The organism is Burkholderia sp. Bp9015, assembly GCF_003853505.1.
Lineage (GTDB): Bacteria > Pseudomonadota > Gammaproteobacteria > Burkholderiales > Burkholderiaceae > Burkholderia.
This window is the reverse complement of record NZ_QTPZ01000002.1, coordinates 325,220-337,443: the sequence shown is the minus strand read 5'-3', so window position 1 is coordinate 337,443 and position 12,224 is coordinate 325,220. Positions and strand designations below refer to the sequence as shown.

The window sequence follows — 12,224 nt, the reverse complement described above, 5'->3', positions numbered from 1 at the left end:
CGGCAGGAGCGGATATTGACGTTCTAGCATGTCGACCGCGATCGACATGTCCCGTGCCTTCAGCGTCTTCACGTTCATGATCCGGACACCATCATGCCCGCCTTGTTTACGAACACGTCGAATCGCCAGATCATTTCCCGTTCCGAAGCATCGGCGCTGCGCGTGTCGGCTGCCGCGCATCGCCAGCATCACCCGATCGACGCCGGCGGCGACTGGCTGCTGAGTCCCCACGAAATCGCGATCCTGATGGTGCTCGCCAGCGAGCCGCGGCGCCAGCAGGGCGACCCCGCCGACCTGCGCTGCCTCGCCGATCGCGGTCTCGTTCGACTGGATGCGGCATCGCTTGCCGAGGCGCCCGCCCGCCTGTCGCCCGACGGGCGCCGGATGGTATCGCGACTCGCCAGGCGCGATCGCGCCTGGCAGGGGCGCAATGTCGACGTAAGGACCGGGTTTCGCGCGATCGCAGCGGAGACATCGGTCGCGATCGCTCACCACGCCGCGCGCTGACCTGTATCAATTCCACGCGGTGCAGCGGGAATTACCGTTGTTTTCATCGATTGCGGACAGGAGTCGATGGCCATGAAAAGCGACAGCGCGCTGAAGAAGGACGTCGAGCAGGAACTCGAGTGGGACCCGTCGATCGATGCGGTGCGCATCGGCGTCGAAGTGCACGAACGCATCGTGACGTTGACTGGGCACGTCGCCAGCTATCTGGAAAAGGTCGCGGTGCGCAAGGCCATCGAGCGTATCGAAGGCGTGCGCGGCATCGTGCTGGAACTCGAGGTGCAAACGGACGACGGCAAGCATCGCTCGGACGAGGACGTCGCCATTGCAGCGCGCTCGCTCCTGATGTGGGATGCGGGGCTTGGCGAGCAGGCCGTGCACGTGACGGTCGAGAACGGGTGCGTGACGCTGTCGGGCGAGGTGATGTGGAGCTACCAGATGCAGGAGGCGGAGCGGGCCGTCGAGCGGCTGCGCGGCGTCACCCGGATCATCAACGAGATCCACGTCCGGCCGCATCCGACGCAATCCGACATCGCGGGCAAGATCCAGGCGGCCTTGATTCGGCATGCAACGGAAGAGGCCGCACACGTCGGCATTACCGTCCAGGACGGTTGCGTGACGTTGACGGGCCAGGTGGGCTCGCTGGGCGAACGGCGGCTTGCCTTCCATGCCGCGTGGTCGGCGCCGGGCGTGCGCAACGTGGTCGATCAACTTACGGTTGCATGATGGTTCGGGCGGCGGCGGACATCGATCGATGGTCCGCCTCGCCCCGGCCGGGAGAACGAACATGAATGCCGCGATGCTCTGTACCCGCGATGTTGCCATGTGTTCGGCACGAGCAACCGTCGTCGAGGCGGCGGAAATGATGCGCGGCGCGCACGCCGGCGATCTGATCGTCGTGCGCGAACAGGAGGGGCGATGCGTGCCGGTCGGTGTCGTGACCGATCGCGACATCGTGCTGACGGTCGTCAGCCCCGATGCGCAGGCCGGCTCGCTGTTCGTCGGTGACATCATGTCGGCGCCCGTCGCGACCGCGAACGTCGACGACGACATCTGGCTGCTCGCGAAGCGGATGCGCCAGCATGGCGTCCGTCGATTGCCGGTCGTCGGCGGAGACGGCGAACTGGTCGGCATTGTCTCGCTTGACGATCTGCTGCGCGCGGCCGCGGCGCTGCTCGACGAGTTGCGGCTCGTGGCGGCCCGCCAGCCGTATTTCGAGGAGAAGCAGCGTGGCTGATCCGGCCGGTTCCGGCTTCCGTCGCGCCGCGCATCGCGCAGCGGCGGTCTCGATGCCGGTGCGATGCGCCCTTCGGGCGCGCGCGAACGCCATCGCGGCTCGCGGCGTGGCGCGACCGATGAGGGAAGCAGCTTGCGCTCGCACGGCAAGGTAAGGGGGTAATCATGACGATTTCCGGTGAATTGAACGAAGCGGACTGGACCGTGGAGATCGAAACGGTTGGCGTCGAGTCCGGCGGGTACCGCTGCCGTGTCCACGTGACGGTTCGCTCACCCGACTGCAAGTGCGAGCATGTCTTCCCGCATCACCGGGTATTCGCGACCGAGCGCGAGGCAGCGCTGGAGGGACTGCGAAGCGGAATGACATGGGTCGAAATGAAGAAATCGGACACGTTCACGTACTGACGGACGGTGCTGCTCACCGTCGTCTGCACCGCATGCGCATCGGCAAGCACGGCGACACGAAACCTGCGCGCGCGGCATGACCTGGCGCCTGCGAATGCCGCGTCGCCGGCGTCCCGCCGGGCCGCGGGCATGCGTTGATCCCGGTCAAGGCCGCGGGGCACGGCCTCAATACGATGGATCGCATCTCCGCGAAGAATGACGACCATGAACAGGCTCAGACGCGCAAGCCGCGTGCTTGTGCCGTGCGCGGCCGCATGTTGCGTGCCGACGCAGCCGGCACATGCGCAGCATGCACGCCATGTTCCCCGCCAGGATTTCCACGGGCGGGACTTTCGCCATTTCGCGCCGAGGGAGCGTACGCGGTGACAGCGCGGTCGAGGACCCGCGCGGATACTATCCGTATGTCGCGTCGTGCAATGGCGTGTGGACCGCGGTCCCGGCGAGTCCGGGACCCGCGCCGCAATGACGGAAGCGACGCTGCTCCAGATCGCAGCGGCCGGGTACCGGTTGCACGATTGCGCGCGAGCGACGCGGGAGGGCGCATGATGAACGGATCCTGGCCGGACGCTGGCATCGACGACGCGCTGCTGACGGATTGGTATGAACTGACGATGATGCAGGCCGCGTTCGATGCCGGAATGAACGACATGGCCAGCTTCGAGTTCTTCGTACGGGCGCTGCCCGAGCAGCGGGCATTCCTGATGGCGGCGGGACTGGAGCTCGTCCTCGACTATCTGGAGGGCCTGCGCTTTACGGCCGCCGGCCTTGAGCGACTGGCCGCGACCGGGCGCTTGCGAGCGGATTTCCTCGCGTCGCTCGCCGGCTTGCGCTTTACCGGTACGGTCGACGCGATGCCGGAAGGCACGGTGTTTTTCGCCGACGAACCGATCCTGCGGATCACGGCGCCGCTTCGCGAGGCGCAGTTCGTCGAGAGCCGCGTGATGAACCTGCTCCATTACGCGACGCTGGTTGCAAGCAAGGCCGCACGCGCCACGCTCGTCGCGCATGGCAGGTTGCTGGTCGATTTCGGCCTGCGGCGCGCGCATGGCGCGGAGGCGGCGATGCTGTCCGCGCGGGCCAGCTACCTGGCAGGATTCTCCGGCACGGCGACCCTGCTCGCCGGCTTGCGCTACGACATTCCCGTGTACGGCACGATGGCGCATTCATACGTCCAGGCGCACGACGACGAAGCGCTCGCGTTCGAGCATTTCGCCCGATCGCAGCCGGATAACGCGGTGCTGCTGATCGATACGTACGATACCGAGCACGCGGCGCACAAGGTCGTCGAACTGGCGCGGCGGCTTGCGCTCGACAACGTGCGCATCAAGGGCGTCCGGATCGACAGCGGCGATCTGGCGGCGCACGCGCGCAACGTGCGCGCGATTTTCGACCATGGCGGCCTGACGGAAGCGACGATCTTCGCGAGCGGCAATCTCGATGAAATCCGGCTGCGGGAACTCGTCCGGCAGCACGCGCCGATCGACGGTTTCGGAATCGGCACGCGGATGAGCACGTCGGCGGACGCACCGTGTCTCGACTGCGCGTACAAGCTCGTCGAGTATGCGGGCCGGGCGCGCTGCAAACGTTCGGAGGGCAAGGCCACGCTGCCCGGCCGCAAGCAGGTGTTCCGGCAATACGGCCCGGATGGGCGAATCGCCGCCGACAGCCTCGGACTCGACGGCGAGCGCATCGACGGAACGCCGCTGTTGCGGCCCGTCATGATCGGAGGGGCGCGACTCGCGGCCCCCACGCTCGGCGAGAGCCGCATTCACGCAATGCGCGAACTGTCCACGCTGCCCGATCCGATGCGTGCACTGGCGCCCGTCATGCCGCTGCAGCCGGCGATTTCTCCGGCGCTGGCGGCACTGGTCGCGCAGGAGAATGCCCGGCCGGACACGCACGCGGGGCGGCAAGCGGCATGAACGGTGCACGCATCCCGGCCGGCCGCGCGCCATCGCTTCTGTTGCGAGGAGGTGCGCGCGCGTCTCGTGTTCGCCGTCCTCGAACGGACGTTCCTCGTGCGCGGCGGGCGTGACGCCGAGACGGGCCGCGATCCGTTCGCCGAAGGCGCGACACGAGGCGAAGGCAAACGGGCTGAAAGGGAGTCGTTCCATGGCATGGCTACCTCGATTCATGCAGTTATCGCGCGTCGCGAATCATGACGCGCTTTGACGTGTTCAACGGTGATGCGGACGGCATCTGTTCGCTTCAGCAGCTGCGGCTCGAGATGCCGGCCGAGTCGGTGCTCGTGACGGGTCCCAAGCGCGACATCGCGCTGCTCGCGCGCGTGCCGGCCGCCCGAGGCGACATCGTCACCGTCCTGGACATTTCTCTCGACGTGAACCGCGCGGCACTCGACGCGCTGCTGGCGCGCGGGGTCGACATCGACTATTTCGATCACCACATGGCCGCCGCCGTGCCCGCTCATCCGCACCTTCGCACGCATATCGACACGGCGCCGGACACCTGTACGAGCGTCATCGTCGACCGATACCTGGCGGGCCGGCAGCGACTCTGGGCGGTGGTCGGTGCCTATGGCGACAATCTCGTCGGCGTGGCCGGCAGGCTCGCCGCCGCCTGCGGCCTGACGGATGCCGATGCCTACCGTCTGCAGGTGCTCGGCGAATCCGTCAACTACAACGGCTACGGCGATTGCCCGGACGACCTCTTCATGCCGCCGCCGGCCGTGTATGCGGCGGTGCGGCAATATGCGAACCCGCTCGAGTTCGCGAGGTCGCCCCTCGCGCGGCGGCTCGACGCCAACCGGCGACGCGATATCGCGCTTGCGGAGCGACAGCGCGCGAACATCGCGCTGCCGGGGGCGGACGTCTATATCCTCCCCGACACGCGCTGGGCGCGTCGCGTGCGCGGCGTTTTCGCCAATCGGCTCGCGCGTGGTGACGCGGCACGCGCTCACGCGGTGCTGACGTTGTCGGCCTCGGGTGGGTACACCGTCAGCGTTCGCGCGCCGGTCGCCGCACCGTACGGCGCAGATCGTCTTTGTCGCGCATTTCCGGAGGGCGGCGGCCGGGAAGGGGCGGCCGGCATCAACCGGCTCGCGCCGGAGCGCCTCGACGCGTTCGTCGAGGCGCTCGCGAACGCATACCCCGCCGCGTGAGCCGACGCAGGCGCGCTCGTCGGTGTGGTACGGCGTGGCCGGAACGGGTGTCATCGGGATGCTCCTGACCGGTGGCCGTTGCGCGGCAGGACTCGCTGCGATCGTGGCGCCGGGCAATGCAGGGCGGTTGACGCAGGTCAAGCCCGCCGGCCGCCCCACCCGGGAAGATGAACCGCCATCATCGGCGGGAGAGGCGTCGTGGAGCACCATGCTGAGGTATTGCGGGGCGGGCGCTGGACGCTGCCCGTGCCGGGCTGGCGGGACATCGTCGCGACGCTGATCGTGGTCGGTTTCCTGTTGCTGGCCGGCATCGCGGCGCACCAGATGGCCGGCCCGCTGGCGGTGGCGCAGCCCCCGGCGATTTCGCTGTCGCCCGCGGCACTGCCGGGCTACACGCTGCGCACGGTCGCGCGCATGTTCGCGGCACTGCTTGCGTCGATCGTCTTCACGTTCGCCTACGCGACCGCGGCCGCGCGCAGCCGTCGCGCCGAGCGCGTGTTGATCCCGCTGCTCGACGTGCTGCAGTCGGTGCCGATCCTCGGCTACCTGTCGTTTACGGTGCTGTTCTTCCTGTCGCTGTTTCCGGGGCGGATCCTCGGCGCCGAGTGCGCGGCGATCTTCGCGATCTTCACGAGCCAGGCCTGGAACATGACGTTCAGCTTCTATCAGGCGCTGCGCACGGTGCCGCTCGATCTCGACGAAGCGAGCCGCAGCTTCCGGCTGTCCGCGTGGCAGCGTTTCTGGCGCCTCGACGTGCCGTTCGCGATGCCGGGACTCGTCTGGAACGCGATGATGTCGATGTCGGGCGGCTGGTTTTTCGTGGTCGCGTCCGAGGCGATCGCGGTCGGCAACCTGCACGTCGACCTGCCGGGCGTCGGCGCCTACGTCGCGCAGGCGATCGCGAGCCGCGACCTCGCCGCCGTGGGCTGGGCGATCGTCGCGATGAGCGTCGCGATCGTCCTGTACGACCAGTTGCTGTTCAGGCCGCTGGTCGCATGGTCGGAACGGTTCCGCTATGGCGATGCCGCGCCCACGGTCGGGTCGCGCAGCTGGATGCTCGACCTGTTCCACCGATCGCGATGGATCGGCCGTGCGGTCGGCCCGGTCCGGGCGGTGCTGCGTCGGGCGGCGCGCGCGCGGCTGCGCGGGTTCATGCCGGCATGGCGCGGCCGGATCGCGCTGCCGCGACACACGGGCGACGTGCTCTGGTTCGCGGCGTGCGGCGCGGGATGCGCGTATGCGGCGTACGAACTGTTCCGGCTCGGACGCGCGACGCTGACCTGGACGGACCTGCGCACCGTCGCAAGCGAAGGCGGGCTCACGTTCGTCCGCGTGACCGTGCTGGTCACCCTCGCGTCGGCGATCTGGGTGCCGATCGGCATCGCGATCGGCCTCCGCCCGGGCGTGGCCGCCCGCATCCAGCCGGTCACGCAGTTCCTCGCCGCGTTTCCGGCCAACCTGCTGTTTCCGGTCGCGGTGTTCGCGATCGTGCGCCTGCGGCTCGAACCCGACATCTGGCTGTGCCCGCTGATGATATTGGGCGCGCAATGGTACGTCCTGTTCAACGTGATCGCCGGTGCGAGCGCGTTCCCGGCCGACCTGCGCGAAGCGGCCGCCTGCTTCCGGGTGCGGCCGCCGACCTGGTGGCGTCACGTCATGCTGCCGGGCGTCCTGCCGTACTTCGTGACCGGCGCGATTACCGCGTCGGGCGGCGCATGGAACGCGAGCATCGTCGCCGAAGCGGTGAGCTGGGGCGGCACACGCCTGGATGCCGGCGGACTCGGCGCCTATATCGCGCGGATGACCGACGCCGGCGACTATCCGCGCATCGCGCTCGGCGTGGCCGCGATGTCGTTGCTCGTGATCGCGACCAATCGGCTCGTGTGGCGCCCGATGTACGCGTTCGCGGAGCGCCGCACGCGGCTCGATTGAGCCCCCGACCGATCATTTATTCACGGGAGACCCGTGTGCCGAACCTCAGCGAATACACGGAAGGGAACGTCGCGAGCGCGGCCGCGCCGGCTTCGGACCCGGCGGCGGTCGTGCTCGAGATGCGGGCCGTATGCAAATCGTTCACGAAGCCGTCCGGCGAGCCGCTGCACGTGCTGGCCGATATCGATCTCGCGCTGCATGAAGGCGAGATCCTCGGGCTGCTGGGCCGCTCCGGCTCGGGCAAGTCCACGCTGCTGAGGATCGCCGGCGGGCTCGTCAAGCCCTCGTCCGGCACGGTCGCGTATCGCGATGCGCCGCTCGCCGGCCCGACCGACGGCATCGCGGTGGTGTTCCAGACCTTTGCGCTGTACCCGTGGCTGACCGTCATCGAAAACGTCGAGCTCGGCCTCGACGCGCTGGGCCTCGCACCGGGGGACGCGCGCGCACGCGCGGCCGCCGCGATCGAGCTGATCGGGCTCGACGGGTTCGAATCGGCGTTTCCCCGCGAACTGTCGGGCGGCATGCGCCAGCGGGTCGGTTTCGCCCGCGCGCTCGTCAGCGAGCCCGCGCTGATGTTGATGGACGAACCGTTCTCGGCGCTCGACGTGCTGACCGCGGAAACGCTGCGCACGGATTTTCTCGACCTGTGGGACGCGCACCAGCTGTCGACCCGGTCGGTGCTGATGGTGACGCACAACATCGAGGAAGCCGTGCTCATGTGCGATCGCATCCTGGTGCTCGGCGCCGGTCCGGCGCGCATCGAGGCAACGCTGAACGTGCCGCTGCCGCGTCCGCGCAGTCGGCACGATCCGGCCGTTCAGGCGATCGCCGGCAAGATCTATGCGACGCTGACGGCACGCATCACCGACGCGACGGCAGGCCGGGAAGCGACGGGCAGCGCGCTGGCCATGAAGCTGCCCGACGTGTCGAGCCACCATCTCGCCGGATTCGTCGACACGCTCGCTGCCGCGCCGTACGAGGGGCATGCCGAGCTCGGCACGATCGCATCGGCGCTTGCGCTCCGGGTCGACGCGCTGTATTCGACGGCGGCCGCGCTCCATCTGCTCGCGTTTGCCGAATGGCACGACCGGAGCATCCGGCTGAGTGCCGCGGGTCACGTGTTCGCGCAAAGCGACGACGACGCCCGACGGCGTCTGTTTCGCGAGCATGTCGTCCGGTTCGTGCCGCTCGCCGGGCATATCGACGAAGTGCTGGGCGAACGCGAGGGGCACCGCGCGCCGCGCGAGCGTTTCGAGCTCGAACTCGAGGATCATCTCGATCCGCGCAGCGCCGACCAGGCGCTGAGGGTCGTGATCGACTGGGGGCGCTACGCGGGACTGTTCGACTACGACGACCATACCCGCACGTTCGGCCGCTGACCGCTCGGGCCGCATGTCGGGCGCGTGCTTGATCGGCATCAAGCGTCGCGCGGCGGGGCGTGCGACGCTGGACGAACCGTCGACGCGACCGCGTCGATCCGGCAGACAAGCTCCGCAACCCGACGTCAATGACCGTTCACGGGAGGACTGACCATGAACTGGCTTTCGGAATACTTCGCCCAGCGCACGAGCCCGCTGTCGCTTTCGCTCTGGGCTCATCCGCCGCTCGCGCTCGGGCCGGACGGCCCGATCTGTCGGGAGCCTTACCGGTTGCCGTACCCGGGTGTGGAACTCGTTTTCACGGCGGCGGAAGCGGTCGAGCGCGGCGGGAAGGTCTACACGCTGCCGGCGCGTTATGACGTCAGGGGGCTGCTTGCCGCGCGCAGCACGGCGCGCGACGAGGCCGCGTCGTTCTTCCGCGAGGTGACGATTTTCGGGCCGTCGCAGTTCAATCGCGACTTCGTGGTGACGGTCAACGGCGAATTTTCGTTCGTGCCGTCGTTCTGGCAGGACGGGTCGCCCGGTTTCTCGGGCATCTGCGTGCCCGCCGCGAGCGGTCGCGCGACAGGCGAGAGAACCGGCCCGCCGTGGCTGTTCCAGGGATATCTCAGCATCTAGGGCTCGCTCCCGCCATCGGCGGGAACAGGCGTCACGCACGCATGCCCGCGCGTTTTCGCCAGAAGGCGAGGCACACGAGCGCGCCGAGCATCCCGCCGAGGTGGGCGAAATGCGCGACGCCGCTCGTGTCGCCGCTGAGGCCGGACAGCAATTCGGTCAGTGCATAGCCGGCCGCGAAGAGCCAGGCGGGCATCGGTACCGGCGGGAACAGCAGCACGACGCGCCGTTTCGGAAACAGCACGGCGTAGGCGATCAGCGCGCCGAAAACGCCGGCCGACGCACCGACGGTCGGTGCGTCGGCCGGCGGCAGGGCACGCATCACCCCGAGCTGCGCGATCGCGCCGGCCAGCACGCTCGCCAGATAGAGCGCGAGAAAGCGTGCGCGCCCGAGCACGCGTTCGACATCGCGTCCGAACATGTAGAGCCCGAACATGTTGAACGCGACATGGGCGAGACTGGCATGCAGCACGCTATAGGTCAGCAACTGCCAGACGTGGAAATCCGGTGTCGCCGGCGCGCCCGATCGGGCGGGCGGCCATAGCGCGAACAGGTCGATGAGCACCGGCCAGCCGCTCGCCTCGGCGATGAACACGGCGAAGTTCACCAGAATCAATGCGTAGGTCATGGCGACGGAATCCGCGGGACGGAGGTGGCGTTGGCGGCCAGCGGTGCGGCCGGCATCGAACGTCACGACATACCGTCACGTTAGCGGTGGCACATGCGCGGCCGTTGAGGCAGATCATGGATGGCCGCCGCCTCGCCGTCCGCGCCTCGTCGGCCCGACGGCGTACGGCACATTGACGTGCGTCAAGCCCGCCCAGGGCGCCGCGCTTACCCTGAACTCGGGAAACATGCGTCGCCGCGAGGCGGCGCGCATGCGTATCGTCCACGCAAAGGGCAACGGGAGCTTCATCATGCACATTGGAAGAATCAGTACCCGACCGGTCGAATCGTGCACGGTCGAATGCAGTGCGTTCGAACTGGCCGATCGCATGCGGCACGCGCATGTCGGCGACATCGTCGTGATCGAGTACCGTGATGGCGAAGCCATTCCGATCGGCCTGGTCACCGACCGCGACCTGGTGATCGAGGTGATGGCCCGCGGCGACGATCCGGGCGACGTGACGGCCGGCCAGATCATGTCGCGGGGTCTCGTCGTCGTGTCCGACACGGACGAGATCGGCGTCGCGCTCGATGAGATGCGCCGGTCGGGCATTCGGAGACTGCCGGTCGTCGACGATGCAGGCCGCCTCGTCGGCATCGTGACGCTCGACGATATCGTCGGGCATCTCGCGGGGCTGCTCGGCAGCGTCGCGGAAGTCGGCAAGCTGCAGCAGATCGAGGAGCAGCGTTTCCGCGCGTGACGCCGCGGGGCCGGCGCCCGGCGCGTGCCGGGCCGCTTGTCCGAGGGATTCGCGCCGCGCGCCTACGCGTGCAGCGCGGCGAGCAACGGCGCCCAGAACGCGCCGCTTTCATACGCGACGGCATCGCAATCGGTGTCGAAACGAATCGCGATCGCTGCTTCGGCTTCGGTCAGCGGATCGGCATGCTCGATCTGCCGGGCCAGCACGGCGGCATCGGCATCGGAGGCATCGCGTCCGCGTGCCGCCCGGGCAGCGACGCGCGCGGCGAGCGTCGCCCGGCTCGCGGTGAAATCGAGCATCGCGACGCGCACGCCGAGCCGTGCGGCGAGCGCGATGAACGCCGTCCGGTTGCACCGGCGCAGGAACGTCGCGTCGACGATTGCCGTGTAGCCGCTGTCGATGACCACGCGCGCCTCCGAAAGCAGGCGATCGTAGATCTCGTCGATCGCCGTGTCCGAATAGGCAACGGCGGGCAGGCGGGTGCCGGCCGATGCCCCGGCCAGGCGCTTGCGCTCGATGTCGCTGGACAAGCGGATGGCGCCGAGCCGCTCGGCCAGCGCACGGCTCGCCAGCGACTTGCCCGAACCGGAAACCCCGTGACACAGGAGCAGCGCAGGTTGCGCATCGCGTCGCGCACCGGCCATCGCCGACGCAATGCGCAGATAGCGGGCGCGTGCCGCCGCGTCGCCGCGCAGCCGGGCGGTCAGCGCGCGCACCAGCGCACGGTAGACGAAGTAGCACGGCAGCACGCCCAGTGCCGCGTGGTCGCCCGTGCGGGCCAGCCAGCCGGAAAGGAGGCGGTGGGCGCAATCCTCGCGTCCGTGGGCGGAGAAATCCATCAGCGCGAACGCGAGATCGCTCGCCACGTCGATCCAGCGCAGCGCGTCGTCGAATTCGACGCAGTCGAACATCAGGATCCGGTTCCGCCAGCGCACGATGTTCTCGAGATGCAGGTCGCCGTGGCACGCGCGCACGAAACCGCACGCATGCCGATCGGCGAGCCGCGGTGCGATGCGGGCCAGTTCGGCTTCGTACCAGGCGCGCAGCGCGGCTTCGTCCGGTACCGTGACGTCGAGCGTGTCGAGCAACGGCCGGCATTGGGCCGCGACGCTCGCCGCGCTGCCGGGATGGCCGCGCGGCGCACGGCGCGGCGCGTGCAGATGATGGTGGGCCAGCGTATCCGCGAGGGCCTCCGCATCCGCCAGACCGTCGTCGCGCGATGCGCTGCGAACCGACAACATCGCCTGCGCGTCGAACCGGCGCATGCGCACCACGTACTCGCCCGGCACTGTCTGCTGCCGGCGCCGGCGCCCGCCGGTCGGCACCGGTGCGGCGAACGCGCATCGCCGGCCGTGCGGGACGAGCGGCCAGACACCCAGGTACAGCGGGCCGGCGAACGGCCGATTGAGCGTGCACTCCGCGAGCGCGCAGCGGCGCCGCTGTGCAGGCCGCGTGAGATCGACGAAGGTGAAGTGCACCGGCTTGATGCGCTTGTACGCATAGCGCCCGGCCAGATAAACGACGGACAGATGGGTTTCGATCCGCTCGATCCGGCCCGCGGGGTGGGGATAGGTGTTTGGCCGGCTCAACGCGCGATCGAATTGTCTCGACTTTCGTCGTGCATTTGCGCGACTCAGCGCGAATGGAATATGCGGCGCTCGGGACATG

At 68.8% G+C, this 12,224-nt stretch carries 14 protein-coding genes; 11 read left to right on the top strand and 3 right to left on the bottom strand.

Annotated features, from left to right (window positions below):
* Nucleotides 1-93 precede the first annotated feature (93 nt).
* From DIE12_RS03950 to DIE12_RS38505, 4 genes are all read left to right on the top strand, one after another.
* Nucleotides 94-507, top strand: a complete 414-nt coding sequence (locus DIE12_RS03950) for a hypothetical protein (protein WP_124519752.1) — start codon at nt 94-96, stop codon at nt 505-507.
* A gap of 72 nt (nt 508-579) precedes the next feature.
* Nucleotides 580-1,230 (top strand): BON domain-containing protein, encoded by a 651-nt coding sequence (locus tag DIE12_RS03945; protein ID WP_124519753.1) that lies wholly within the window; start codon nt 580-582, stop codon nt 1,228-1,230.
* 61 nt (nt 1,231-1,291) lie between these two features.
* Complete coding sequence (locus tag DIE12_RS03940) at nt 1,292-1,741, top strand: CBS domain-containing protein (RefSeq protein ID WP_124519754.1); 450 nt, start codon at nt 1,292-1,294, stop codon at nt 1,739-1,741.
* A 164-nt stretch (nt 1,742-1,905) separates the two neighbouring features.
* Nucleotides 1,906-2,145, top strand: coding sequence for a hypothetical protein (locus tag DIE12_RS38505; protein ID WP_124519755.1), 240 nt, complete (start codon nt 1,906-1,908; stop codon nt 2,143-2,145).
* On the opposite strand, the gene DIE12_RS37970 is transcribed toward DIE12_RS38505, so the two are convergent.
* Nucleotides 2,046-2,351, bottom strand: coding sequence for a hypothetical protein (locus DIE12_RS37970; protein ID WP_185640942.1), 306 nt, complete (start codon nt 2,349-2,351; stop codon nt 2,046-2,048). The genes DIE12_RS38505 and DIE12_RS37970 overlap by 100 nt on opposite strands.
* A gap of 339 nt (nt 2,352-2,690) precedes the next feature.
* Between DIE12_RS37970 and DIE12_RS03925 the strand changes: the two genes are divergently transcribed.
* The 6 genes from DIE12_RS03925 (at nt 2,691) to DIE12_RS03900 (ending at nt 9,192) form a co-directional block, all read left to right on the top strand.
* Nucleotides 2,691-4,067: a nicotinate phosphoribosyltransferase gene (locus tag DIE12_RS03925; protein ID WP_124519934.1), complete on the top strand. Its 1,377-nt coding sequence runs from the start codon at nt 2,691-2,693 to the stop codon at nt 4,065-4,067.
* Nucleotides 4,068-4,133: 66 nt separating this feature from the next.
* Nucleotides 4,134-4,307 (top strand): hypothetical protein, encoded by a 174-nt coding sequence (locus DIE12_RS37965; protein ID WP_185641226.1) that lies wholly within the window; start codon nt 4,134-4,136, stop codon nt 4,305-4,307.
* Entirely contained in the window at nt 4,304-5,263 is a 960-nt protein-coding gene (locus tag DIE12_RS03915; RefSeq protein ID WP_124519756.1) for an acetyltransferase, read from the top strand. Before DIE12_RS37965 ends, DIE12_RS03915 begins: the two co-directional genes overlap by 4 nt.
* A gap of 198 nt (nt 5,264-5,461) precedes the next feature.
* Nucleotides 5,462-7,195 carry an ABC transporter permease subunit gene (locus tag DIE12_RS03910; protein ID WP_124519757.1) on the top strand — a complete coding sequence of 578 codons (1,734 nt, stop codon included), beginning with the start codon at nt 5,462-5,464 and terminating at the stop codon, nt 7,193-7,195.
* A gap of 119 nt (nt 7,196-7,314) precedes the next feature.
* Complete coding sequence (locus DIE12_RS03905; RefSeq protein WP_185640952.1) at nt 7,315-8,574, top strand: nitrate/sulfonate/bicarbonate ABC transporter ATP-binding protein; 1,260 nt, start codon at nt 7,315-7,317, stop codon at nt 8,572-8,574.
* A gap of 153 nt (nt 8,575-8,727) precedes the next feature.
* Nucleotides 8,728-9,192, top strand: coding sequence for a hypothetical protein (locus tag DIE12_RS03900; protein WP_124519759.1), 465 nt, complete (start codon nt 8,728-8,730; stop codon nt 9,190-9,192).
* 31 nt (nt 9,193-9,223) lie between these two features.
* On the opposite strand, the gene DIE12_RS03895 is transcribed toward DIE12_RS03900, so the two are convergent.
* The gene (locus tag DIE12_RS03895) at nt 9,224-9,817 is read right to left on the bottom strand and encodes a rhomboid family intramembrane serine protease (protein WP_124519760.1); all 594 of its coding nucleotides are present in this window, start codon (nt 9,815-9,817) and stop codon (nt 9,224-9,226) included.
* A gap of 289 nt (nt 9,818-10,106) precedes the next feature.
* On the opposite strand from DIE12_RS03895, the gene DIE12_RS03890 reads away from it, so the two are divergent.
* Nucleotides 10,107-10,556: a CBS domain-containing protein gene (locus DIE12_RS03890; RefSeq protein WP_124519761.1), complete on the top strand. Its 450-nt coding sequence runs from the start codon at nt 10,107-10,109 to the stop codon at nt 10,554-10,556.
* 62 nt (nt 10,557-10,618) lie between these two features.
* Here DIE12_RS03890 and DIE12_RS03885 read toward each other — a convergent pair whose 3' ends face one another.
* The gene (locus DIE12_RS03885; RefSeq protein ID WP_124519762.1) at nt 10,619-12,223 is read right to left on the bottom strand and encodes a bifunctional aminoglycoside phosphotransferase/ATP-binding protein; all 1,605 of its coding nucleotides are present in this window, start codon (nt 12,221-12,223) and stop codon (nt 10,619-10,621) included.
* Nucleotide 12,224: the final 1 nt, after the last annotated feature.

Bases quoted from the DNA above. Each gene is read 5' to 3' on its own strand.
- DIE12_RS03950 (WP_124519752.1), top strand. From the start codon at position 94: ATGCCCGCCTTGTTTACGAACACGTCGAATCGCCAGATCATTTCCCGT.
- DIE12_RS03945 (WP_124519753.1), top strand. From the start codon at position 580: ATGAAAAGCGACAGCGCGCTGAAGAAGGACGTCGAGCAGGAACTCGAG.
- DIE12_RS03940 (WP_124519754.1), top strand. From the start codon at position 1,292: ATGAATGCCGCGATGCTCTGTACCCGCGATGTTGCCATGTGTTCGGCA.
- DIE12_RS38505 (WP_124519755.1), top strand. From the start codon at position 1,906: ATGACGATTTCCGGTGAATTGAACGAAGCGGACTGGACCGTGGAGATC.
- DIE12_RS37970 (WP_185640942.1), bottom strand. From the start codon at position 2,351: ATGGTCGTCATTCTTCGCGGAGATGCGATCCATCGTATTGAGGCCGTG.
- DIE12_RS03925 (WP_124519934.1), top strand. From the start codon at position 2,691: ATGAACGGATCCTGGCCGGACGCTGGCATCGACGACGCGCTGCTGACG.
- DIE12_RS03915 (WP_124519756.1), top strand. From the start codon at position 4,304: ATGACGCGCTTTGACGTGTTCAACGGTGATGCGGACGGCATCTGTTCG.
- DIE12_RS03905 (WP_185640952.1), top strand. From the start codon at position 7,315: ATGCGGGCCGTATGCAAATCGTTCACGAAGCCGTCCGGCGAGCCGCTG.
- DIE12_RS03900 (WP_124519759.1), top strand. From the start codon at position 8,728: ATGAACTGGCTTTCGGAATACTTCGCCCAGCGCACGAGCCCGCTGTCG.
- DIE12_RS03895 (WP_124519760.1), bottom strand. From the start codon at position 9,817: ATGACCTACGCATTGATTCTGGTGAACTTCGCCGTGTTCATCGCCGAG.
- DIE12_RS03890 (WP_124519761.1), top strand. From the start codon at position 10,107: ATGCACATTGGAAGAATCAGTACCCGACCGGTCGAATCGTGCACGGTC.
- DIE12_RS03885 (WP_124519762.1), bottom strand. From the start codon at position 12,223: ATGTCCCGAGCGCCGCATATTCCATTCGCGCTGAGTCGCGCAAATGCA.